This window comes from uncultured Winogradskyella sp., assembly GCF_963975125.1.
GTDB lineage: Bacteria > Bacteroidota > Bacteroidia > Flavobacteriales > Flavobacteriaceae > Winogradskyella.
The window spans coordinates 44,953-68,863 of sequence record NZ_CAXBGB010000004.1 but is presented as its reverse complement, the minus strand read 5'-3'; the positions used below and the strand labels follow the sequence as shown (position 1 = coordinate 68,863).

21 protein-coding genes are annotated in these 23,911 nt (G+C 31.3%); 12 read left to right on the top strand and 9 right to left on the bottom strand.

Annotation, left to right across the window (positions count from 1 at the left end; translation table 11 throughout):
- Positions 1-87 precede the first annotated feature (87 nt).
- Entirely contained in the window at positions 88-1,983 is a 1,896-nt protein-coding gene (locus tag AAC053_RS01450) for a peptidase M61 (protein ID WP_339751895.1), read from the bottom strand.
- 83 nt (positions 1,984-2,066) lie between these two features.
- Here AAC053_RS01450 and AAC053_RS01445 point away from each other — a divergent pair, with 83 nt between their 5' ends.
- From AAC053_RS01445 to AAC053_RS01425, 5 genes are all read left to right on the top strand, one after another.
- Entirely contained in the window at positions 2,067-3,074 is a 1,008-nt protein-coding gene (locus AAC053_RS01445; protein WP_339751892.1) for a glycosyltransferase family 2 protein, read from the top strand.
- Positions 3,075-3,150: 76 nt separating this feature from the next.
- A complete protein-coding gene (locus AAC053_RS01440; protein WP_339751889.1) occupies positions 3,151-5,076 on the top strand; it encodes a BatA domain-containing protein in 1,926 nt (641 codons plus the stop codon).
- A complete protein-coding gene (locus tag AAC053_RS01435; protein WP_339751886.1) occupies positions 5,073-6,326 on the top strand; it encodes a dihydroorotase in 1,254 nt (417 codons plus the stop codon). The genes AAC053_RS01440 and AAC053_RS01435 overlap by 4 nt, the downstream gene beginning before the upstream one ends.
- Positions 6,326-6,658 (top strand): hypothetical protein, encoded by a 333-nt coding sequence (locus AAC053_RS01430; RefSeq protein ID WP_339751883.1) that lies wholly within the window; start codon positions 6,326-6,328, stop codon positions 6,656-6,658. Before AAC053_RS01435 ends, AAC053_RS01430 begins: the two co-directional genes overlap by 1 nt.
- A gap of 2 nt (positions 6,659-6,660) precedes the next feature.
- On the top strand, positions 6,661-7,308 hold the full coding sequence (locus AAC053_RS01425) for an alpha/beta fold hydrolase (RefSeq protein ID WP_339751880.1): 648 nt from the start codon (positions 6,661-6,663) through the stop codon (positions 7,306-7,308).
- Here AAC053_RS01425 and AAC053_RS01420 read toward each other — a convergent pair.
- Both AAC053_RS01420 and AAC053_RS01415 read right to left on the bottom strand, forming a co-directional pair.
- Positions 7,305-7,811, bottom strand: coding sequence for a hydrolase (locus AAC053_RS01420; protein WP_339751877.1), 507 nt, complete (start codon positions 7,809-7,811; stop codon positions 7,305-7,307). The two genes, AAC053_RS01425 and AAC053_RS01420, sit on opposite strands and share 4 nt — an antisense overlap.
- Before the next feature lie 2 nt (positions 7,812-7,813).
- On the bottom strand, positions 7,814-8,575 hold the full coding sequence (locus AAC053_RS01415) for an MBL fold metallo-hydrolase (protein ID WP_339751875.1): 762 nt from the start codon (positions 8,573-8,575) through the stop codon (positions 7,814-7,816).
- Between the two features lie 90 nt (positions 8,576-8,665).
- On the opposite strand from AAC053_RS01415, the gene AAC053_RS01410 reads away from it, so the two are divergent.
- Both AAC053_RS01410 and AAC053_RS01405 read left to right on the top strand, forming a co-directional pair.
- On the top strand, positions 8,666-10,120 hold the full coding sequence (locus AAC053_RS01410) for a TonB-dependent receptor (protein ID WP_339751872.1): 1,455 nt from the start codon (positions 8,666-8,668) through the stop codon (positions 10,118-10,120).
- Positions 10,121-10,142: 22 nt separating this feature from the next.
- Positions 10,143-11,675 (top strand): T9SS type A sorting domain-containing protein, encoded by a 1,533-nt coding sequence (locus AAC053_RS01405; protein WP_339751870.1) that lies wholly within the window; start codon positions 10,143-10,145, stop codon positions 11,673-11,675.
- Between the two features lie 7 nt (positions 11,676-11,682).
- Here the strand turns inward: AAC053_RS01405 and bcp are convergent, their stop codons facing one another.
- Positions 11,683-12,138: a thioredoxin-dependent thiol peroxidase gene (bcp, locus tag AAC053_RS01400; protein ID WP_339751868.1), complete on the bottom strand. Its 456-nt coding sequence runs from the start codon at positions 12,136-12,138 to the stop codon at positions 11,683-11,685.
- 202 nt (positions 12,139-12,340) lie between these two features.
- On the opposite strand from bcp, the gene nth reads away from it, so the two are divergent.
- Entirely contained in the window at positions 12,341-12,997 is a 657-nt protein-coding gene (nth, locus tag AAC053_RS01395; RefSeq protein WP_339751866.1) for an endonuclease III, read from the top strand.
- A 46-nt stretch (positions 12,998-13,043) separates the two neighbouring features.
- Positions 13,044-13,595 (top strand): hypothetical protein, encoded by a 552-nt coding sequence (locus AAC053_RS01390; RefSeq protein WP_339751864.1) that lies wholly within the window; start codon positions 13,044-13,046, stop codon positions 13,593-13,595.
- A gap of 26 nt (positions 13,596-13,621) precedes the next feature.
- Here the strand turns inward: AAC053_RS01390 and AAC053_RS01385 are convergent, their stop codons facing one another.
- Positions 13,622-13,765, bottom strand: a complete 144-nt coding sequence (locus AAC053_RS01385; protein WP_339751862.1) for a hypothetical protein — start codon at positions 13,763-13,765, stop codon at positions 13,622-13,624.
- A 57-nt stretch (positions 13,766-13,822) separates the two neighbouring features.
- Positions 13,823-14,407 (bottom strand): sigma-70 family RNA polymerase sigma factor, encoded by a 585-nt coding sequence (locus AAC053_RS01380; RefSeq protein ID WP_339751860.1) that lies wholly within the window; start codon positions 14,405-14,407, stop codon positions 13,823-13,825.
- 230 nt (positions 14,408-14,637) lie between these two features.
- Here AAC053_RS01380 and uvrA point away from each other — a divergent pair, with 230 nt between their 5' ends.
- Both uvrA and AAC053_RS01370 read left to right on the top strand, forming a co-directional pair.
- Complete coding sequence (gene uvrA / locus AAC053_RS01375) at positions 14,638-17,427, top strand: excinuclease ABC subunit UvrA (RefSeq protein ID WP_339751858.1); 2,790 nt, start codon at positions 14,638-14,640, stop codon at positions 17,425-17,427.
- Positions 17,424-18,011, top strand: coding sequence for a hypothetical protein (locus AAC053_RS01370; RefSeq protein WP_339751854.1), 588 nt, complete (start codon positions 17,424-17,426; stop codon positions 18,009-18,011). Before uvrA ends, AAC053_RS01370 begins: the two co-directional genes overlap by 4 nt.
- Here the strand turns inward: AAC053_RS01370 and AAC053_RS01365 are convergent.
- Entirely contained in the window at positions 18,008-19,081 is a 1,074-nt protein-coding gene (locus AAC053_RS01365) for a DUF3667 domain-containing protein (protein WP_339751851.1), read from the bottom strand. The two genes, AAC053_RS01370 and AAC053_RS01365, sit on opposite strands and share 4 nt — an antisense overlap.
- 585 nt (positions 19,082-19,666) lie before the next feature.
- Here AAC053_RS01365 and AAC053_RS01360 point away from each other — a divergent pair.
- A complete protein-coding gene (locus AAC053_RS01360; RefSeq protein ID WP_339751848.1) occupies positions 19,667-20,935 on the top strand; it encodes a hypothetical protein in 1,269 nt (422 codons plus the stop codon).
- Positions 20,936-21,106: 171 nt separating this feature from the next.
- Here AAC053_RS01360 and AAC053_RS01355 read toward each other — a convergent pair whose 3' ends face one another.
- Both AAC053_RS01355 and AAC053_RS01350 read right to left on the bottom strand, forming a co-directional pair.
- Positions 21,107-22,567 (bottom strand): oligosaccharide flippase family protein, encoded by a 1,461-nt coding sequence (locus AAC053_RS01355; protein ID WP_339751846.1) that lies wholly within the window; start codon positions 22,565-22,567, stop codon positions 21,107-21,109.
- Between the two features lie 53 nt (positions 22,568-22,620).
- Positions 22,621-23,910 carry a glycosyl transferase family 1 gene (locus AAC053_RS01350; protein ID WP_339751844.1) on the bottom strand — a complete coding sequence of 430 codons (1,290 nt, stop codon included), beginning with the start codon at positions 23,908-23,910 and terminating at the stop codon, positions 22,621-22,623.
- Position 23,911 lies beyond the last annotated feature (1 nt).

Here is a 23,911-nt window from a genome sequence, read left to right as displayed (position 1 = left end):
AGCTTCTAGAATCCTTAAACGAGTTCGGGATAATAAAAAAAGCTTCCAAAACAGAAGCCTTTTTTATAATTTAAATAAGCTAATAACTTACCCTTTTAACCAAGCTGCTCTTAAAGCCTTTTGAGCATCCGTAGCATTTTCATCTTCAATTAAAGATTCTCCCTTAGCTGTAGCTTTAGTAAGCTTCGCTTTAATTAATATTGGTTCACCATTACGCTCTAAATCCATTGTGATTTCTTGTCCTTCTTGCCATCCAAACATACCACCAACCACTTGTTGTGCATTAGCTAGTGTTAATTCTGTACCATTTACTTTCTTAATTACATCACCTACTTGTACTCTTTGAGAAGCCCAAAATGAATTCTTTAATGCCATAGGTGAGAAAAAGATTGTTCCTCTCTCTTGGTCTCCATCAAAAATGATGTTTTGGCCACCAGCAAAAATATAATTGGTTGGTACTTCTGTTTCGCCTAGCGTTAAACCAACCTTAGCAAAAAAGTCGTTATAATTAATTGGCACATCACCTTCTACATGTATTTTTAAGAATTCACCAACACTTGGATAAGTCATAGCTGTGATTTCAGAAATAAGATTATCATCTACAAATGGTTTTTCCTTACCATATTTTGCAGATAATTCTTTCATTAAAGACAACATACTTCTATTACCATTACTCTCTTCTCTCATAAGAATATCGATACACATACCTATTAATGCACCTTTCATATATACATTATAATAGTTTGATGCATAAGGCTTTTCTAAGATATTCTCGCTCATTATAGTGAAACTCATTGCATCATCTAAATTTTTAGATGTAGCAATTTTTGACAAAACTGTATTATAAAATGCGTCGTTTTCTACTAACCCTTCAGTGATTTGAAAATGCTGAGCAAAATACTCTGTTACACCTTCGTACATCCATAAATGCTTAGAAAACGTAGGTTTGCTATAATCAAAATAATGAATATCTTCCGAGTGTACTGATAAAGGAGTTACAATATGAAAAAACTCATGTGCAACAACATCTATAATTGATGATGCTAAACCTTCTTTACTTGAAGATTCAGGTAGCACAACTACAGTAGAAGTATGATGCTCTAAGGCTCCCATACCCTTAGGTGCAGTATCTGAACCATCAGATAAGTATAGATAGATATCATAACGTGGTGTTGTATTTACATCACCCAAATAGTCCTTTTGAGCTTGCATCATTTTAAATACGGTTTCTTTTTGGCTTGCCGCAGTATGTACTTTATTAGGAGAATATACACTTAAAACAATTTTAATATTACCAACCATAAATTCTTCAACATCTAATTTCCCGTACATCATTGGGTTGTCTGTAATGTCAAAATAACGTTGCGCAAAATAACTGCTTGTAATTGCTGTGCCATCTGCACTCGACTTCATTCCTTTATTTTCTAAAGCAGAAGTTCTTACAAATGTTGCTGGTGCAGTAACATCTAATGCGTATTGATTATTCTTTAAAGAATCAAAATAACCAATAAATCCATGAAGGTTTAATACATAGTTATCATCTTCTATGTTTGTTCCTGCAGGTGAAAATGGTTGTTCTCCTTGCATAGCTCCTCCACTTGTTTCTATATCAAATGTATCGTTAACATAATATTGAAGCTTGTCTAATTTAGTAGCATCAGCAATTGTCCAAGTATTATCATCTGTTTTAGTTACAGTTAATTCCTTTCCATCATAATCAAGTGCTTTAAAAGTATCAATATACTTTCCAAAATCACTTACAGAATACGTTCCTTGTACTACTCTAGGCAATCTATAAGTCACTGTTTCTGTAGTAAAACGACCAGGATTAATCGTTACAGGCACTTTATCACCTACAACAACTGTTAAATCTAAAGCTGTTTCTATAGGATTACTTACCGCTAAATCATCTACTTTTGGTTTAGCAGATCCACAACCTACTAAAATTACGCTTAAGCCAAGTATGGCTATATAATTTTTCATGTTAAATATTTGTTTTTTTACTAGACGTGCAAATCTACAATCTGTTACCACTTAAAATCTAAAGGTTTTGTTAAATTCGCACTATGGCACAACCTCTAGTTAGTATATTAATTCCTTTTAAGAATACAGAATCTTTTATTGCTGAATGTGTTGATTCTATTGTTAATCAGACTTACGAGCACTGGGAGGCCATTTTTGTTGATGATAATTCTACTGATTCATCATTTTCTATTGTTGATGGTTTTGCTAAGAAAGATTCTCGAATTAGAGTGTGCAAAAACAATGGAAACGGTATTATCGAAGCCTTGAAGACAGCTTTTAATCAGTCTGAAGGTCAGTTTATAACTAGAATGGATAGTGACGATATTATGACACCTATACGATTGGAAGTTATGGTAAAAAACCTTGTGAAGCATGGACAAAAACATTTGGCTGTTGGGCAAGTCCACTACTTTAGAGAAGATGGTCTAAGTGAAGGGTTTGCTAAATACGAAAGATGGTTAAATAGACTTATAAAAACAGGAAGCAATTATTCTGAAATCTATAAAGAATGTGTGATTCCTTCGCCATGTTGGATGTTACATCGAGATGATTTTATAGCCTGCGATGGTTTTAATCCCAACCGCTACCCTGAAGATTATGACTTAGCCTTCCGCTTTTATAAAGCCCGCTATACTTGTATTCCTTGTGATAAAGTTCTACTCAATTGGCGCGATTACAGTACACGTACTTCTAGAACTCATGAACACTACGCACAAAACCATTTTTTAGACCTAAAAGTACTTTATTTCTTAGAATTGAATTATGATGCGTCTCGACCTTTAGCAATTTGGGGAGCAGGTGTAAAAGGAAAAACTTTAGCTAAATTATTGATTAAAAAGGATGTGCCATTTTATTGGATTTGCGACAATCCAAAAAAAATAGGAAAACATATTTACGAACAAGAACTTTTAAATTTCAATTATTTATTGCAACTTAATAAACCTCAAAGTATTGTTACGGTTGCCAATGAAAAGGCTCAACAGGAGATTAAACAGTATTTTAAAAACCAAAACATGCAATCTATGATTGATTATTTCTTTTTCTGTTAAAATTCTCAAAAGCAAAATACAGTTATCGCTTTGCATTTTTTATATTTGACTGATTTATAAGTCCAAAAAAACAGGAATGCAGTTTAAACATCCAGAATTACTTTACGCATTATTTTTACTAGTTATTCCTATTCTTATTCATTTATTTCAACTCCGTCGTTTTCAGAAAGTTGAATTTACCAATGTAAAATTTTTAAAATCCGTAAAGCTTCAAACCCGAAAAAGTTCTCAATTAAAAAAATGGCTCACTCTACTTACACGAATGTTGCTTTTAGCTTCTGCTATTATTGCATTTGCACAACCATTTATACCAAATACTAAAAATTTTAATGACGTACAAGAAACAGTCATTTATTTAGACAATTCTTTTAGTATGCAAGCTAAAGGAAGTAATGGCACGTTATTAAATGAAGCTATTCAAGATATTATCACCACATTACCTGAAGATGAAATTATTAGCTTATTTACTAATAATAACACATTTAGAAACACAACTGTTAAGGCTTTAAAGAATGATTTAATACAATTGTCTCATTCTCCGACTCAACTTAATTATAAAGCTGCCAATTTAAAAGGAAAACAGCTGTTTTCAAATAATGAATCATCTACCAAAAACTTGATCTTAGTTTCTGATTTTCAACAAAATGGAAATCCATTGAAATTTAAAGCTGACAGCACTGTTCAATTAAAATTAGTACAACCAAAATCACATCTAGTTTCTAATATCAGTATAGACAGTATTTACGTATCAAACACAACCGCAGAAACGTTAGATATTAATGTATTACTCACCAATCAATCAGAGCCGATAAAGAATGTTTCAATTTCGTTTTATAATAACGATATCTTACTTGCTAAAAGTGCTATAGATATAGACATAGAAGCTGAAACCACATTTACAGTAGCCAATAATATTGTTATTAATGGAAAACTAATTATAGACGATGCAGGTTTGTTTTATGATAATGCATTCTATTTTAATATAAATTTGAAACCAAAAATTAAGGTTTTAACTATTAATGAAATTGCTGATGATTCGTTTTTAAAACGCATTTACACAGCCGATGAATTTGACTATAAAAGCTTCAATTTAGAGATATTAAATTTCAACCTTATTCCTGATCAGAATTTGATTGTACTCAACGAAATTGAACTCATCTCTTCCGCCTTAAGAACAGCACTAAACGCATTTAAAAATGATGGAGGATCTATTTTAATAATTCCATCAAGTAACATCAATTTAAGTTCTTATAATCAATTACTTAAAAATTTATCTATTGCAGAATTTTCTGAACGAATTATTACTAATAAACGTGTTATAAGCATTAACTACGACCATCCGCTTTTAGCTAATTCATTTTACTCTAAAGTGACTAATTTTCAATATCCAAAAGTTGATATGTCGTATCGTTTTTCTTCAAATTCTAATAGTGTATTATCTTATGAAGATGAATCTCCTTTTTTAGTTGGAAACTCTAATGCATTGGCATTTTCTTCTGCATTAAACAAAAACAATTCAAATTTTAAAAATTCACAATTAATAATTCCTGTACTATATAATATGGGACTACAAAGCTTAAAGCTTTCAAAGTTATACTACACTATCGGTGAGCCCAATTCTATTGCTATTCCAACATCAATTGTCCAAGATGATATTTTAACTTTAACTTTAGAAGAGACTTCTGTGATTCCCTTACAAAAAACGTATAGTAAAACGGTTGTGCTTGAAACTGATGATTTTCCCAATACTGCTGGCATTCTTAATGTTATGAATAAAGATAATGCACTACAGAATATAAGTTTCAACTTTAATAGAAAGGAAAGCGATTTAAACTACTATGATTTAGCCAGGTTGAAGAATGCTTCTGTTGATTCTAGCCTAGCCACAACAATCAATACTATAAAAAGTAGCACAACTATTAATGCGTTATGGAAATGGTTTGTTATTTTTGCGCTAGTATTCTTAATTATTGAAATGCTACTACTAAAATATCTTAAATGAACGCACTCATAAAATCTGCAACCATCGTTGATTCTAAAAGTGAATTTCACAACAAAACGGTTGATATTTTAATTGAAGAAGGTCGTGTTACTAAGATTTCTAAACGCATTTCTAATCCCAAAAACTATAGAGAGATAAAACTAGACAACCTACATGTATCTCAAGGTTGGTTTGATAGTAGTGTGTCTTTTGGCGAACCTGGATATGAAGAACGAGAAACAATTAGTAATGGACTTAATACTGCCGCTCGTTCGGGATTTACAGCTATTGCGCTAAACGCCAATTCTAATCCGGTTATAGACAGCTATGCTGATATTACCTTTGTAAAATCTAAAGCAAATGATAATGCAGTTAACCTTTATCCTATAGGAGCATTAACAAAATCGAGCAAAGGAATAGATTTGGCTGAATTGTTTGATATGACTAATGCAGGTGCTGTTGCTTTTTACGACTATCAAAAACCTATTTCTAATCCTAACCTCATGAAAATTGCTCTGCAATATGCTAGTAATTTCGATGGCTTAGTCTGTTCTTTTCCTCAGGAATCTAAAATCTCTGGACTTGGTGTTGCCAATGAACACATCAATAGTACTAAGTTGGGGTTGAAAGGAAATCCTGCTTTGGCGGAAGAACTGCAAGTAGCGCGAGATTTATTTTTATTAGAATATACAGAAGGTAAACTTCATATTCCAACAATATCTACTGCAAAATCTGTTGAATTAATTAGAGCAGCTAAAGCCAATAAACTTAATGTAACCTGTAGTGTTGCTATTCATAATTTATTATTAACAGATGACGTTCTCTTTAGCTTTGATGCTAATTTTAAAGTTTTACCACCCTTGCGTACTCAAAAAGATTGTGATGCTTTAATTGAAGGCATAAAAGATGGCACGATTGATATGGTGACCACAGATCATAACCCAATTGATATTGAGGATAAGAAAATAGAATTTGATTACGCTAAATACGGAACTATTGGTTTAGAATCTGCTTTTGGTGCGCTTCAAACTATTTTTACAACTAAAAAAGCGGTTAGTTTGTTAACACAAGGAAAAAACAGGTTTGGTATATCTGAATTCTCAATTAATGAGGGAGAATATGCTAATTTAAGCTTATTCAATCCAGATACTAGTTATGAATTTGGAAAGATTCATATATCGTCAAAATCTAAGAATAGTGCATTTTTAGGAACAACACTTAAAGGTAAAACTTATGGTATTATTGCTAATAATAAAATTGTTTTAAAATAATGGATCAAAATACTATTGAAGAAGGCAAACAAATGGGCATCGTTGCATATCTAACATTATTGGGTACCTTAATAGCCTTTTTTACAAATCAAGACAAGCGGAATGCCTTTACTACATTTCATGTAAGACAAGCGCTTGGATTATGGCTCTTATTTTTGGCTATGGGTTATGTGGTTGGCATTTTTGATGATTGGAACATTACTTATTCTTGGTGGATCTTTTTCTCCGTTTTATTTATTTATGGTATTATGGGTGCAATTAGTGGAAAAACTAATAAAATACCTCTGCTTGGCGATTTGTTTCAGAAGTTATTTAAATCTATAGGGCAATAATTATGTCAGCAAATTTACATTATATCAAAAGACCTTCGTCTTTAGCAGAAAACGCTCCACTATTAATTATGTGTCATGGTTATGGTAGCGATGAAAATGATTTATTCTCATTTGCTTCAGAATTACCAGAAGAATTGTTCGTAATCTCGTTAAGAGCACCATACCCAATGCAACCTTATGGTAATGCTTGGTATGCTATTAATTTTGATGCCGATAAAGGAAAATGGAGTGACAATGAACAAGCAAAAGAATCTGCAGATTTAATTTCCGATTTTATTAATTACGCTTGTAAAACTTATCCTGTAGATTCCAATAATGTCACACTTTTAGGTTTTAGTCAAGGCACCATTTTGAGTTATGCAGTAGCATTAACTTATCCCAAAAAAATTAAAAATATTGTGGCTCTTAGTGGTTATATAAATGAAGAAATCTTACCAGATTCAATTGAAGTAAGTGATATTTCTCATTTAAATTTCTTTTGTTCTCATGGCTCTGCAGATCAAGTCATCCCAGTAGATTGGGCAAGAAAAACTACTGAGTTTTTAAAAGCTTTAGATATTAATTATGTTTATTCAGAATATCCTGTCGGTCATGGTGTTGCACCACAAAATTTTTATGATTTAAAAGCTTGGTTAGTTAAATACCTCTAACTAATTTTGGGATACATAAAATATTCAACAAGTTTATAACTTAAATTGTTGTTTTTATCTATGGAATAGGTTACAAATATTTCTCCCCAATATTCTCCATCAGTAAAATTAGCCACGATCCACCTGTGATTCATAATTCTAATTTTGTTGATCAACAATTTAGAACCGGTCATTGATACATAAGGTACTATTGGGTGATCGTCACCTTCATAATTATTCATGCTATAAAGACCATCAGTAATTGCTGGTATTAACTCATCCGTGTCATAACCTTGAGCTTCAAAATACGATAATGCATCTTCGTTTCTATCAATATTAAAATAGTTGAGTTCAAAATTCTGATCTTCTAAAGTTGCAATTGTTTTTTCATTATCAATTATTTTAGATTTAAAAGTCGTGATATCTTCTTCATATTTATCAATAATGTTTTTAGAATTCACATATTGAAAAATGATTAATAACACGGAAAAAATAAACAAGTACATAAAAATTCTACTCTTCATATCTAAATGGTGATTTGTAAGTTATCGTATGCTAAAAAAACGTTGTTAGGTAGTTTTTGTTGTACCTCGTCATGAAAGCCTAATAAATGGCTAATATGTGTTAAATAAGCGCGTTTAGGTTTTACTAATGCAATAAAATCTAAAGCTTCTTCTAGGTTAAAATGAGATATATGTGGTTTTTCTCTTAAAGCATTTACAACTAAAACATCAAGATTGTGAAGTTTTTCAATTTCTTTATCCGGAATTGTTTTCATATCCGTTAGGTACGCAAAATCGTTAAAACGATATCCAAACACTTGAAGTTTATGGTGCAAACCATCTATAGGGAAAACTTTAATATTTCCAACAGTAAAAGGTGCATTCTTAATTTCATGCTTAATTACACTTGGTACACCAGGATATTTCTCTGCTGTTGTAAAAATATAATCAAATCGCTTCTCTAAAGCCGTAAAAACACGCTTGTGAGCATAAAGCGGAATATCCCCTTGCCTAAAAAAAAAGGGTCTTATATCATCTAAACCCATGGTATGATCTGCGTGCTCGTGCGTAAAAATAACACCATCAATTTTAGAAACATTAGCTCTAAGCATTTGCTGTCTAAAATCCGGACCACAATCAATAACAAAAGTGTAATTATTCCATTCAATTAATACCGAAACACGTAGCCTTTTATCTTTAGGGTTTTCACTTAAACAAACAGGATGAGTACTTCCTATTATTGGAATTCCTTGTGATGTTCCGGTTCCTAAAAATGTAATTTTCAATATCGAAAAGTTTAAAACAAAAATAAGCTTATTTTTTTGTTTGCGATAGTAAATTGATACCTTTGCGAAAACGATATAATCCCAATATCTATGAAAGAAATAACGTATACAGGCGACTCTGAATTTGAAAATATTCCTTCTCTTAAAGACAAAGCTTTGCGTATTAATCTTAATGCAGATATCTATGGTACTTTTGCAGAAATTGGAGCAGGACAAGAAACTGTACGTCAATTTTTTAGGGCTGGTGGAGCTTCTGGCACAATTGCAAAAGCTATGTCTGCTTACGATAAGGATTTTAGTGACGCTATTTATGGTATTGAAAACGATAAGCGTTATGTTACCGAAGCAAGACTTCGAAAAATGCTGAATCACGAAGTTGACTTAATGGAACAGCGTATTACGAGAGACAAACATCCTAATAAAATATTCTTTTCTTACGCTAATACAGTTGCCACAATAGATTTTGCAAAAAAATTTAAAGGACATGGTTGGGTTGGCATCAAATATCAAGTAGGACCAGACGAAGAATATAATGACATTGTACTTCATATTCGCTTTAAAGAGACCGATGCTCGTTTACAACAAGAAACACTCGGTAAATTAGGAACTAACCTAATTTATGGTGCGTTTTACAAATACAATCAACCACGTAAATTATTACGCTATTTATATGACCATTTAGATCAGGATCAATTAGAGATTGACACTATTAATTTTTCTGGGCCAGTGTTTAAAGATGTAGACAACCGTTTAATGAGTTTACAACTCGTTAAAAATGGAATGACAGATGCTGTTATGTTTGCACCAGATGGTAATAATGTATTACCAGCTCGCGTACTTTACAAGAAAAACATCTTAACATTAAGAGGTAGTTTTAGACCTGTTACTAAAGTGAATATGGACATGTTTGAGAAATCATACGAAATGTTCATAAAAGAAAACAAAGTTGTAAAAGAAAAAACACAAGTTATTTTTGAAATAACACTTTCTAATTTAAGAGCCGAAGGAGAGATTGATGAACAAGATTTTATGGATCGTGCTAAATTGTTATGCTCATTAGGTCAAACGGTTTTAATTTCTAACTTCCAAGAGTACTATAAATTAGTAGAATACTTCTCTCAATATTCTAGAGCAAGAATGGGATTAGCTATGGGAGTTAACAATCTTGTAGATATTTTTGATGAGAAATATTACCGCCATTTAAGCGGTGGTATTCTTGAAGCTTTTGGTAAATTATTCTATAAAGATTTACGTGTATATCTATATCCAATGCAGAATAAGGATGGTAGCTTAACTACTAGCGAAAACCTTAAAGTGCATCCACGGATGAAAGAACTATACAAATTCTTTAAATACAATGGTAAAGTTGTAGATATTTCAGATTTTGACACCTCTAACCTATCAGTATTCTCTAGAACTGTACTTAAAATGATTGTGAGTGGAGACAAAGGGTGGGAAGAAATGCTTCCTGAGGGTGTTGCCAAATTAATTAAAGAGAAAAGCTTATTTGGCTGTGAATCTGAGGAAGTAATGCATAGAAATTAAATTTCTTCTCTATTTTATTTGAATGAAAAATATAGCGTTATTATTATCATTTTTTTGTGCTCTTTTTTTAAGTGCCCAAGACATTAATAAAATATTTCCTCCAGATGGTTTTGGTCTTAGTGCCCAAGAAATGAGGCCTCACTATTTTGATAGTGGTAGTAATACTTTATTCTGTAGCACTAAAATTTATAATGATACTGAAAGTAGATACGAAAACCATATCGTATTATATAATACAATTGATGAATCCGTTGAGTTAATAGATAGTTTTTTTGCGACTTCGAATGTAGATTGGATAAACTTTAGTGGATTTAAAAAACATAATGATTCGCTGTTTTTTATATTCGGAAAAAAAATATGGCGATACAATTTTAATACTCAAGTTTTTGATTTGCTCTTAAACGTTATAAACCTTGATGGCTTTGATATCGTTGGTGATTTATTAATTTATTACACGCCTGGTGTTGTTCATTTTATGGATTTAATCACTGAGCAAGTAGTTACTACTTATAATGCTGCTTATATAGATGCCTTTCATATAGAAAACGATAATATCTATTTTTATAAAGCAGACTTTGGGTTTTCTTCAGCTAAAATATACCAGTTAGTTAAATACAATATCACAAATAATAGTTTTAATACGCTCTTCTCTAATAGTTTTAATTCTAACTTTTCACTCGTTAGAAAAAGTAATGTTGTTAAACTCGGTGACAATCTTATTTATACCATACAAACTGCTAGTAACACAGCAAGTTATGTCTCTTTAAACATTACTAACAACACCGTAAATACCAGTTTTACTTTTAACATATCTACACAATTTCAAATAACCGAGCCTTTTGTAATTAATAATCAGGTATATATTACAACTGTAAATGACACTTTCTCATCTAACGGAATTAATCAACCAGAGCTTACAACAATTGGGAAGTTTATTGGTTCCTCATTAATTACCTCTAATTCTTTATACAATAATGAAATTTACAGAGTAGTTAACACGGATGATTATGGTATTGAGATTTGGAAAACTGATGGGCAGACTAGAAGCTTATTAAAGGACATAATTCTTGGCACTGATGGAGGAATGTCCACTTTCTCAATAGGATACATACATAACAATAAGATCTATTTTGCTAATGCCCAAGATGTTGTTTATGAATCTGACGGAACTGAGACAGGAACCGTGCCTTTATATGGTTCTGATTTATTCACGTACCTCACCACGCTTTTTCATGATAATACAGGTGGCATCTACTTTTTTGGAGAATCCCCTTCTCTTGGAAGCGGAATGTTCAAATTAATTCCCAATTCGCTTTCTATCGATGAATTTAATACAACTTCAATAGATTTTTACCCAAATCCTGCTTCAAGCGTTATTTACTTTAGTAATACTATTGACAGTGTAAAAATATATGATATGCAAGGAAAACTAGTATTGACAGCTACTAACACTTCTCAATTAGACATTAATGGTCTTCAAAATAATTCACTTTACGTTATAATCTATACTCTTGCAAATAAAACGTATTATAATAAGCTTATAACTGATTATTAGTACAAACTTATTTCATCAATATCTGATCTGTATGCGCTTTTGTTTTCACCTTAGTAATTACCTCTTCTAAAACACCATTCTTATTAATTATAAAGGTAGTTCTGTGAATACCATCATACTCTCTACCCATAAATTTCTTTGGTCCCCAAACTCCGAAAGCTTTAATAACAGCCTTATCTTCATCTGCTAATAATGGATATTGAAAACCATACTTATTCTTAAAATTAGCTTGTCGTTTCGCACTATCAGCACTTACACCTAAAATCTCGTAGCCTAGAGCCTTAAAACGATCGTAATTATCGTTTAGATTACAAGCCTCAACTGTACAACCTGGTGTGCTTGCTTTTGGATAAAAGAAAATAACTAATTTCTTGCCTCTATAATCAGCGAGTTTAATTGAATTTCCATCTTGATCTAATGCTGAAAAGTCTGGTGCTTTATCTCCTACTTTTAAATGCGTCATATTGTTTAAATTTGTATATAGTAATTGTTCGGAAATATAGCAAAATTAAAAATGTTTCTTTTACGCTATTTATCTTTATTTTTTATCTTCTGATGCTAAGGCATCACATCTAAAAAATAAAAACAAATTCCATCAAAAATAAGTCATTTTATAAAATTCGCCTATTTTCGAACAATTACTATTACTGTAAAAATACAATGTAATGACTAAACAAGAAAAGGTAGATTTTGTTATTAATACGTTAAATAGACTGTATCCAGAAATTCCGATTCCTTTAGACCATAAGGACCCTTATACGCTTTTAATTGCTGTTTTAATGTCTGCCCAGAGTACAGATGTACGTGTTAATAAAATTACTCCTTTATTATTTGAACGCGCAAATAACCCTTATGATATGATTAAACTTAGCGTGGAAGAGATTAGAGAGATTATAAAGCCTGTTGGATTATCACCTATGAAAAGTAAAGGTATCCACGGCTTATCACATATTTTAATTGATAAGCATAAGGGTAAAGTACCACAAACCTATGAAGCATTAGAAGAATTACCTGCTGTTGGCCATAAAACCGCAGCTGTAGTAATGTCTCAAGCTTTTGGGATTCCTGCGTTTCCTGTAGATACACATATTCATCGATTAATGTATCGTTGGAATTTAACCAATGGTAAAAACGTGGTACAAACCGAAACAGATGCAAAGCGTTTATTTCCAAAAGAACTTTGGAATGATTTACACCTTCAAATTATTTGGTACGGAAGACAATATTCACCTGCTCGAGGTTGGAATTTAGAGAAAGATATAATTACTAAAACAATAGGCAGAAAATCGGTTTTAGATGAGTATTATAAAAAGAAGAAATAAGTTTTACTGGTATAATTATTGATGCATTCATTGAAACTTCTAATCCATGAAAAAAATCTTTATCGTATTTCTTTTAGTTACAGTCACATCATGTATTCCCGTTAAGATTGCTCCAAAATTTAAAAACGTAGATTACAAAATAATGGTAGCCAAGAAGTTTCAACGAAAGTTACCAAGAGAAACTTCATTTATTTTTAAAGATTCGAAAGATGCGAATGAATTCTATCAATACATAAATAAAAAATTCAAATTAAATGATATTGATGTGGGTTTTAATGTCCCATTTCAAATTGATGGACAAACCCTTTATTTGACATATAATGAAGCAGTACGAGAAGACGAAACTCTCAATTTACCGTTGATATTAATCGATGCTAAACGAGATTCTAACGGAAATTCAAAACTTTTTGAAGGCAACTATTCGAGCAGGAAAGGTCATTGGTACATTATTCTTACGATATATGATGAAAACATAAAAAACTGTTTAAAAGACAATCATCCTTTAAAATCAAAGACGATTCAATATCTAAAAAATTTAAAACAAGAATATCTGAATACACAGAATTACGAAGAACTCTTATTAACAAAAAAATCCTGATTTTTTCAAATCAGGATTTCCTTCAATTAATTAAGAAGTGCTTCAAACTTCATTTTATTATAATATATAACACTTAAAGCCTTGGAATAATTCAAAAGGAAACTAACAGTTTCATCTTTTGGTTTTAGGTTATCATTTTTTGGGGAAGCGTTAGAGTAAATTTTTTCCATCTTAATAATTTAGGAGTTATTACATGGATAAAACGCAACTCAAAACACTTTATTGTATCAATTGGTTAAAACGATATTGTTTTGCTCTATCACCTTCCGCATATTTATAAGTGCATATCGCATTCTACCTAAGGCTGTATTAATACTTACACCTGTACGTTCAGAGATTTCCTTAAAACTCATATCCTGATACATACGCATTAATAATACTTGCTTTTGATCTTCTGGAAGTTCTTCTATAATGCGTCTTACATCAGATTCTACCTGATTTTTAATGATAGTCTTTTCTGCATTTAAACTAGAGTCACTTAATACCGAAAATATACTAAACTCACCTGTATTATCAAATTTAGGCATACGACTGTTCTTTCTAAAATGATCAATAACTAGGTTATGTGCAATTCGCATTACCCAAGGTAAAAACTTACCTTCTTCGTTATACTTCCCTAATTTTAGGGTTTTTATCACCTTAATAAAAGTATCCTGAAATACATCTTCAGTAATATCTCTATCATAAACTTTAGAATAGATAAAACTATAGATTTTCTGCTTGTGTCTTTGAATTAAAACTGATAGTGAATTCTCGTCACCTTTAATGTAGTTGCTAACCAACTCTGCGTCTTGGATAAGTTTTTTTTTCATAATATTACTCTTAGTAGTAAGAAGTAAACTTCTTAACAAGGGGTTAAAATTTTCTAAAGTAATATTATAATATACGCAGTTGTTTTTTAAATGATTATGTGGTAAATAACAACAATCATTCCGAAAAAACAAAATTTCATGCTAAATTTTAACATTTAATCTAATATTTTTACACTTTATCAGCTAAAATAGTTTAGGTATCTTTGCAAAATTATACGCTAATAAATCCTATGAATACTACTGTTTTAGATGTTAACCCAAAGGAAAACATTATCATAAAAGGTGCTAAACTGCACAATCTAAAAAATATTGATGTTGTAATCCCTAGAAACAAATTAGTGGTTATCACAGGTTTATCTGGTTCTGGCAAGTCTAGTTTAGCATTCGATACACTATATGCAGAAGGTCAAAGACGCTATGTAGAAAGTCTATCGAGTTATGCTCGCCAATTTTTAGGGCGACTAAACAAACCAAAAGTAGATTATATAAAAGGAATAGCACCAGCAATTGCTATTGAGCAAAAAGTGAATTCTACAAATCCACGTTCAACCGTTGGAACTACTACGGAGATTTATGATTATCTAAAATTATTATTTGCACGTATCGGTAAAACCTACTCTCCTATTTCTGGTGATTTGGTAAAGAAACACAGAACTAAAGATGTTATCGACCACATTTCAAAATTTGAAGAAGGTACTAAGTTGTTACTATTATCACCTATTATACTTGAAGATGGCAGAACGATTGAAAATAAATTACAAACACTTCAACAACAAGGTTATGCGCGTATTAAAGTAAAAAGTGATGTTGTTAGAATAGACGAAGCTTTAAAACAAAACATAAAATCTGATAAAAATCTATTCTTAGTTGTAGATAGGATTATTTATAAAGATGACGAAGATTTTCTTAATCGTTTGGCAGATGCTATTGAAACTGCATTTTTTGAAGGTGTTGGTTCTTGTATCGTTAAATCGTTATCAGATAATAAGAAAACTACATTTAACAATAAGTTTGAAATGGATGGTATGTTGTTTCTAGAACCAAACGCTCATCTTTTTAGCTTTAATAATCCTTATGGTGCTTGCCCAAAATGTGAAGGTTACGGTGACGTTATAGGTATTGACGATGATTTAGTTATTCCGAACACAGCACTATCTATATTTGAGAATGCTGTTTTTCCTTGGCGTGGAGAAAGCATGAGTTGGTACAGAGATCAATTGGTTAACAATTCTCATAAATTCGACTTTCCAATTCATAAGCCCTATTTTCAGTTAAGTGACAAACACAAAGCATTAATCTGGAAAGGAAATCAGCACTTTGAAGGCTTAGATAGTTTCTTTATTGAGCTAGAGTCTAAAGCCTACAAAATACAGAATCGTGTAATGTTATCGCGTTATCGTGGTAAAACCAAATGCAATATTTGTAAAGGGAAACGCTTACGCGAAGAAGCCAATTATGTAAAAGTAGATAAAGCAACAATTACAGATTTAGTGGACTTACCATTAGATGAATTAACGGTGTTTTTTAAAGGTTTAAAACTTAACAAATACGATGCTAAAATAGCAAAACGCTTACTTACTGAAATAAACACACGTTTAGAGTTTCTCTCTAATGTTGGTTTAAACTACTTAACATTAAACAGACAATCAAACACTTTATCTGGTGGCGAAAGCCAACGAATAAACCTAGCGACATCGCTTGGTAGTAGTTTAGTTGGTTCTATGTATATTTTAGACGAACCAAGTATTGGTTTGCACCCAAAAGATACCGAACGCTTAATAGATGTTTTAAAATCGCTACGTGATTTAGGAAACACAGTTATCGTTGTTGAACACGATGAAGATATAATGAAAGCTGCAGATGCTATAATTGATATTGGCCCAGAAGCAGGAACTTTTGGTGGTGAAGTTGTAGCTGTCGGAGATTTTAAAGCTATTCTTACTTCAGATACTTTAACTGCTAAATACTTAAATGGTCAACTTAAAATTAAAGTTCCAGAAAAACGTAGGACATCTAAATATAAAATTGATGTTATTGGTGCTCGCGAAAATAACTTACAGAATATAGATGTTACATTCCCATTAAAAATGCTAACGGTTATTACTGGAGTTTCTGGAAGTGGAAAAAGTACATTGGTAAAAAAGATTCTTTTTCCTGCAATACAAAAAAAATTAACTGGCTTTAGTGACAAGGTTGGTCAGTTTACGGAGTTAAAAGGTAATCATAGTATTGTTCAGCATGTAGAGTTTGTAGATCAAAATCCTATTGGTCGTTCATCGCGATCTAATCCTGTGACTTATATAAAAGCTTATGACGATATTAGAGCATTGTTTGCTTCGCAGAAATTAAGCAAAATTAGGAACTACCAAGCCAAACACTTTAGTTTTAATGTAGATGGAGGACGATGCGAAACCTGTAAAGGAGAAGGTGAAGTCACCATTGAAATGCAATTTATGGCAGATGTCCATTTAACTTGCGATACTTGTAATGGCAAACGTTTTAAGAAAGAAGTATTAGAAGTTACTTTTGAAGGCAAATCTATTCACGATATTTTGAATATGACCATTGACGATGCTATAGATTTCTTCAAAACGAATAAGCAAACAAAGATTCAAGGAAAGTTGCAACCGCTTCAAGATGTTGGTTTAGGTTATGTTACTTTAGGGCAGTCCTCTTCTACCCTTTCTGGTGGTGAAGCGCAACGAATTAAACTCGCAACATTTTTAGGCAAAGGCAGTAGAAAAGATAATGCTTTATTCATATTTGATGAGCCAACGACGGGTTTACATTTTCATGATATACAGAAGTTATTAAAATCGTTTCAGGCATTAATAGCTAAAGGACATTCTATAATTGTGATTGAGCATAATATTGATTTAATAAAGTGTGCCGATTATATTATTGACTTAGGTCCTGAAGGAGGCAAACATGGCGGAAAACTCATTGCAACTGGTACTCCAGAAGAGATAGTAAAGAATTCGGATTCTGTTACTGGTAAATATTTACAAGAGAAATTGTGAATATAGACGACATAAAAAAATGTGTTTCAACAGATTTTATGTACCAAGGTGGTGCAAGCTTTGAAACTCATGTTGCTGTTTTAAAAAAAGGAATTGTATTTAAATTTATTCCAAGTATTAAATATGCACTTTACACAATTATGTATTTGGTTTTGAGCATTGGCGCATTTTATCTAGGCAAACGCTTATTTTTTATAAATAATGGTTTATCTGTAATTGGCTTTTTACTTCTTGGTGCCTCCTTAGTATTCATAGTTGCTTTTCTTTATTTTATTAAAGATTATCTAAAATCTATCGTTTTTAATAAGAAAAAAGAAACTTATTTTAAAGGCTATTTTAATCTTAAATATCTAAGAAATGACAAAATGAATTTAGAGGAGATAGTTGCGTTACAAATTTTAGGAGAAATTACTACTGAGCAATTAGCTCCTTTTAATAGTTATGAGTTAAATCTTGTATTAAAAAATACTGAACGCCTTCATGTTATTGACCATGCTGATATTAAAAGTTTAATAGAAGATGTTGAACGCCTTTCTGAATTTTTAAATGTTCCAATATGGACAACTAAATCTGATAAAAATTAATAAAACAAAAACGCAATAAATCCTAAAATTACAAATGCAAACGGTAACACAATCATTATAAACGAAAAGCTAACTAAACCACTTTTAAGAATACTCAAAAACCAATTTTGTCCATAAAATTTAATAATAGCGAATAGCAAGTAAAAGAATGTTGATAATGCTATTATCACATCTATCCAATCTGGTATATCAATTATCCATCTATTTACTGCAAAAACAATACTAAAGACAGTAAAGAGAAATGAAAAATAATAAAAACTAAAGACGAGATGGTGCGAGTAACTTCCTTTTCTATAAAAGAATAACTTTAATAAAAAGGCAAATATTGGCAATAAAAAAAACATGGCGAGCGGAATACTATCAATAAAGGTTTGATAGATTTGCCCAAGTCCCATAGTTTTATAAAACTTTAATATTTGTGCATAAATTTTTCTTTTAATAAAGCCATCTTCCACTTCCATTCCCATTGCTATATAAAGCTCTTTATCTGAAGCGCCAATTGCTATTAATGAATCTATTTCTTCTTCATTAAAACTAAAAGACGTTCCTATATTTTTTTTAGGAACTTTAATAGCAGATAAAGAATCAATAGCATTTATAGCATCTTCATCTAATCCTAATATCTTACTATTTTCTTTTAAAGGCTTTAAGAGCGCCTCTACATTCAATGAATCTTTTGAGCTAATAGTGTCTGTTTCTTTAATTTTCTCTGTACGACTAGCCAATACATCTTGCATATTTTTATCTAGCACTTCTCTACTTTCTCTTACATAAAAATTAAAAATAAAGAAGAAAATAACTGCAACAAACAAATACATCTGAGCAGGATGTAAGAACAACAATCGTTTTCCTTTTATAAATTCTTTAGCCAAATAGCCTGGCTTAAACATTAGTGGGATGAAGCTCTTAAAAAATCGCGCATCAAAAGAAAAATAATTGCTTATTGTATTATAAAAAAGGACACCTATGGTTAACTCATCATTAGTCTTTTGTCCACAATGGGGACAAAATTGAAAACCTTCATCATAAGACTTTTCGCAATTTTGGCAATTATTTTGGTTATTTGTCATAAGAAATAAAAAACACTCTAATTTATAAAATAAATCTAAACCTTTTACTAATTGAAGATTTAAACTTAAAAATGTTATACAACAATATTTTAAATAAGATCTATTTAATTTTATCCAAATAAATCTGATGAGACTTCACTCTAATTACATTTCCGTTTTCATCCCTTTTAAAAACACTAGTTTCACCCAATTCACCATTGTCTTTTGCATTAGCTTTACCAAATACACCACTCTACAAAATATCCTGATCTTTAACTATCACAACGGATATACCTAGCAAACACTCGTAATCTTTTTAAGCATCTAACCAAACCTCAATCAACATATAGGTGTCTTCATAGTTTTTTTCATCATTCTGTGAAAAAATTCTTAGTGAAAAAATAATGAGAATAGAAACTAAGATGGCATTTTTCATAGTAAATAGTGGTTTATGGATAGAGATTAGTAGAATTACGCTTAAATAATAATAAATTATTTAAATATTTTAAGCTCCAATATATTTCAAAACCCTACAAACCAACCCATTAAAAATTTGGCACACTGTTTGTTTTATAGTTAGTAATTAATATTTAAAACCCTTTTACTATGAAACGGATACTATTTTTATTTGCAGGTTTAGTTGCTTTAAGCACCACTGCATTAGCAACCAACACAACGATATCAGAAGCAGGTGCTTCAATTAATAATTACGTGAGAGGTTATGGTAATTCTTTCATATTTAATGAAGCAGGAATAGAATTTTCTGTATATGCAGATGGACAGTTTGATTTTTACATGCCAAACTACGGGCCAGATGTAAGTGTTGGTTTTGATTCTCCAGGTTTCTCATTAAGCTTTAATTCTGGATATGACTATAACCCATATCTACAGTATGATAGCTATGGAGCAATTATTCAGGTAGAGAACACACCAATATATTACGATTACTATGGTCGTGTTAATCAAATTGGTGACATCTTTATAAATTATAATAATCGTGGTAGAATTAACAGAGTTGGTGGTTTAAATGTGTATTATAGAAACAATACATACTACAGATATGATGGCTACATAAACATATATAATAGAGCTTATGTTTACAGACCATGGCACCGATTTTATGCCATACCAGCAGTAAACTTCAGTATTGTTAATGTAAACCCTTATAGACAATATTATGCACCTGTAAGACATATTTATTACAGGCCATATACTAATAATGTTAGGCATTACAACATAAACGGAAGACGTGGAAACTCACAAGTTGAAAGGAGACATGTTACTTCTAGAAACAGCGATAGATATGTTCAATCTCCTAGAAATAAAAGAGAACGAACTATTAGAAGGCGTGTTGAAACTAGAAATGCTGTAATCGCTCAAACAAGATCTACACGCTCGGGTAACACTAATGTTAATACTCGTAGAAATAGAACAACAGGTAACACTGTTGCAACTAGAGGAACTACAAGAGGATTAGAGTCAACGACGACGACACGTTCTACAAGAGTTTTAACTCCAAGAACAAGCACGGCACCAAATGATAGATCTGTTACACCACGTTCTACTACAAGAACAACTACTCCGACAAGAACGACACGTTCTAGCACTGTAAGATCTACAATAAGCACAAAGAAAAATGTGACTAAAACACGCTCGTCTGTGTCTAATAAAATAGAGAGAACAAAGAATACTTCGGTTAGAAAACCTAACGCGACAAAATCTCGTACAAATAGCAAAACGAAGTCGCAAAGTACAAGACAACGAAATATAGTTCAGAATAAAAGAAAGCCGTCGTCTGTAGCGACAAGATCTAAAACAAGTAGAAAGAGCAACCAGAGTTCTACAAGATCTAGCTCAAGACGATCGAGAGGATAAAAATGATTTTTTTGGTTGGTTGGAATCCCGTATGAAGTATGCCTCAAAGCACCTTACGGGATTTCTTATTTATAAATTCCTGCGAAAGCAGGAATCTTTATATCTATAGTTTCATATTAGACAGATTATCACAGCTGATAAAAAATTAGCTTAGCGATGACAGTTCATTTCTTACTTTAACCGCAAATATTTCTTAATCTGTTCGGAAATATCTTTAGAAACATTCATTTTATGAATTAAACTAAAATAAAATAGCCCAATTAGTATAGATTTTAAAAAAATATTAAAGATTGGATGAAACGGAAACTCCCAAAAATAAAATGCAAAAGACAATACCATTAGAGTTAATACAATTTTTAATGACGCCATAGTAAAAGGTTGCATATTAAACTTTAGCTTTACAAAATAGACTTTGATTGAATTATAAATGATAACAGCCAAAAATGTTGCAAATGCTGAACCATCAATACCATAAACAGGAATAAAAATGACATTAAGAACAATTGCTAGTATCGCCAACATTGCGCCAAAAAATAACACCATACGGTAATAATCGCTATTAAATAAAATCGCATTATTGTTTCCTAAACTATTATCATATAACTTAGCTAAACTCACAATAATAACAACGAAAAGACCTCCCGTAAATTCTTTAGGAATTATTTGATAAAGCTGGTTGATATTAAGTATAATTAACAAGAAAATAAAACCACTAATTACTAACAAACTCATTGAGCTTCGTTTATATAAATCTTCGAGTGATTTATTGTCTTTTTCATTTAAATATTTTGCTGTCAATGGCATCATTATTTGATGCATAGCGCGTTGTGGTACAGCAATAACAGTAGCAATAAATATGGCAACGCTATAGTAAGCAACTTGCTCTATATCTTCTAGCATTAAACCAATCATAAACTTATCAATATCTAAAATTAACATTGCTACAGAACCAGCTATAATCATTAATACAGCATACTTTAATATTGATGATAGTTTATCAATTTTTTGAAATTTCAACTTTGGATACCGTATTGAAAATGCATATAATTTCATAATAATCATACGTAAAACATAAACACCTACTAAAGCCAAAATAAATTGGTCTACCATTAGCCAATTCATATAAACAGCAAAAAGTAAAAGCATAATGCATATACGATGAAAAATCTCTTTCATCACATTGCCAAAAACAGTTTGCATTTGCACTTTAGACCAGGCAAAAAATATTTCGAAATACGCCATTGCAATAGCCAAAATAAAAATATGCCAAACATAATTTTCTACAATAGTATTCTCTTTTGAAAGTAATTGACTAATGGTATCATAAGCAAAATAACCCATTAAAGCAGCAGGAATAATAAATATTAAAGGCAAAAATAGCATGAAGCTTAAGAAACTGTTAATACTGTTTTTAGACTTAAATGAAGAGTAAAACTTAATGATTGCGTTATGAACACCAAATGCCATAAAAGGCATCATTATGTTGGCTGCTGAGAGCAAAAAAGCAACTAAGCCAAAGTATTGATCTGTTAAAAGATTGGTGTATAGAAAAAGTGTATTTATTGCACCAATACCAAAACCTAAGTATGTACTTATGGTGTTTTTAAATGATTGGCTTAATACAATTCCCATTGTGCTACAAATTACAACTATAAAACATAAAATTTCTAAACGTGCTCGAAGAATTACTTATTATTAATGATGATGCTCAACTTTTCTGTCAACGCCTTTCTACTATAGGGTTGTAAACCAATAGCGTTTACCTTTAAATCATTATTTTGATAGGCATCAAAATAATTTAATAGTTGGTTTTTTAATAAGCCCTTCTGATTATAACTAAAGTAAGTTCCTGTGTTGGTCGATTTTATAATTTGCTCTATATCTGCATCTCTTGGACCAATAGCTAATATTGGAGTCTCAGAAATAAGGTATTCAAAGACTTTCCCTGGAATAATGGCTTTGGTATCTTCTGAGTCAATTTCTATTAGTAATAAGAGTTGCGATTGCAGTTGAAATTTAATAGCGTCATCATGGCTCACATAACCAGCAATATTTACATACTCCTTTAGTCCGTTCTTATAAATAGACTCTAAAACATCATCACTCACTACTCCAACTAAATTAAGCTGAAAAGCTTTTGAAAAGTCTTTATTTTCTTGAATCAATTCTGAAAGCACCTCCCATAAAACTTTTGGATTCCTTTCAGATAACAACGAACCAATATGCGATAATGTAAATAAGGTGTCTTTCTCTTCTATTGTTATTGAATGAGAATCATAACCATTTGTAATTACAGAAACTGCATGTTTCGTTTTAGTTTGAAACTCATTCTTAGTATGGTTGCTTGTTACAATGATTTCATCAGCTGTGTTTAAAATTTTTAGTTCAAATTCTTTGTGCTTTGCTTCTGATAATTTAGTCAATCTTAAGGCTTTATGATAACCAATGGTTGTCCAAGGATCTCTAAAATCTGCCAACCACTTTATTTCTAGTTGTTCTTTTAAATTTAACCCAATTAAATGCAAACTATGTGGTGGACCTGTAGTAATAATAGTTTCAATTTGATGATTTTGAATATAATTTGAAAGAAACGATACCGAAGGTTTTATCCAATTCTTACGCGCATCTGGTATAAAATAATTCCCTCTAACATAAAGCATTACTTTTTCAATCAAGGATTGTTTTTTAGCTTTAGGAATTACGCCAGAACTTATCTTTTTAGTACTATTTTTTGAAAACAAACTTGCCAAACCATAAGGTTCGTTTATGGGTTGTTTTAGAACTGTAATAGTCTTAGGAATCTCACTAAGCAAACTTTTATCAATAATTGGATAGTTTGGATTTTCTGGACAATAGACAATAGGATCTATACCAAACTCAGGTAAGTACTTAACAAATTTCAACCAACGTTGCACACCTGGACCACCAGCTGGTGGCCAATAATAGGTTATAATTAGTATTTTTTTTGAATTCATT

What these genes read in the sequence shown, in the direction of transcription:
- AAC053_RS01430 (WP_339751883.1), top strand. Translation starts at nt 6,326, where the DNA reads ATGGATCAAAATACTATTGAAGAAGGCAAACAAATGGGCATCGTTGCA.
- nth (WP_339751866.1), top strand. Translation starts at nt 12,341, where the DNA reads ATGACTAAACAAGAAAAGGTAGATTTTGTTATTAATACGTTAAATAGA.
- AAC053_RS01410 (WP_339751872.1), top strand. Translation starts at nt 8,666, where the DNA reads ATGAAAGAAATAACGTATACAGGCGACTCTGAATTTGAAAATATTCCT.
- AAC053_RS01385 (WP_339751862.1), bottom strand. Translation starts at nt 13,765, where the DNA reads ATGGAAAAAATTTACTCTAACGCTTCCCCAAAAAATGATAACCTAAAA.
- AAC053_RS01380 (WP_339751860.1), bottom strand. Translation starts at nt 14,407, where the DNA reads ATGAAAAAAAAACTTATCCAAGACGCAGAGTTGGTTAGCAACTACATT.
- AAC053_RS01445 (WP_339751892.1), top strand. Translation starts at nt 2,067, where the DNA reads ATGGCACAACCTCTAGTTAGTATATTAATTCCTTTTAAGAATACAGAA.
- uvrA (WP_339751858.1), top strand. Translation starts at nt 14,638, where the DNA reads ATGAATACTACTGTTTTAGATGTTAACCCAAAGGAAAACATTATCATA.
- AAC053_RS01355 (WP_339751846.1), bottom strand. Translation starts at nt 22,567, where the DNA reads ATGGGAATTGTATTAAGCCAATCATTTAAAAACACCATAAGTACATAC.
- AAC053_RS01350 (WP_339751844.1), bottom strand. Translation starts at nt 23,910, where the DNA reads ATGAATTCAAAAAAAATACTAATTATAACCTATTATTGGCCACCAGCT.
- AAC053_RS01365 (WP_339751851.1), bottom strand. Translation starts at nt 19,081, where the DNA reads ATGACAAATAACCAAAATAATTGCCAAAATTGCGAAAAGTCTTATGAT.
- AAC053_RS01360 (WP_339751848.1), top strand. Translation starts at nt 19,667, where the DNA reads ATGAAACGGATACTATTTTTATTTGCAGGTTTAGTTGCTTTAAGCACC.
- AAC053_RS01420 (WP_339751877.1), bottom strand. Translation starts at nt 7,811, where the DNA reads ATGAAGAGTAGAATTTTTATGTACTTGTTTATTTTTTCCGTGTTATTA.
- AAC053_RS01440 (WP_339751889.1), top strand. Translation starts at nt 3,151, where the DNA reads ATGCAGTTTAAACATCCAGAATTACTTTACGCATTATTTTTACTAGTT.
- bcp (WP_339751868.1), bottom strand. Translation starts at nt 12,138, where the DNA reads ATGACGCATTTAAAAGTAGGAGATAAAGCACCAGACTTTTCAGCATTA.
- AAC053_RS01450 (WP_339751895.1), bottom strand. Translation starts at nt 1,983, where the DNA reads ATGAAAAATTATATAGCCATACTTGGCTTAAGCGTAATTTTAGTAGGT.
- AAC053_RS01435 (WP_339751886.1), top strand. Translation starts at nt 5,073, where the DNA reads ATGAACGCACTCATAAAATCTGCAACCATCGTTGATTCTAAAAGTGAA.
- AAC053_RS01425 (WP_339751880.1), top strand. Translation starts at nt 6,661, where the DNA reads ATGTCAGCAAATTTACATTATATCAAAAGACCTTCGTCTTTAGCAGAA.
- AAC053_RS01405 (WP_339751870.1), top strand. Translation starts at nt 10,143, where the DNA reads ATGAAAAATATAGCGTTATTATTATCATTTTTTTGTGCTCTTTTTTTA.
- AAC053_RS01390 (WP_339751864.1), top strand. Translation starts at nt 13,044, where the DNA reads ATGAAAAAAATCTTTATCGTATTTCTTTTAGTTACAGTCACATCATGT.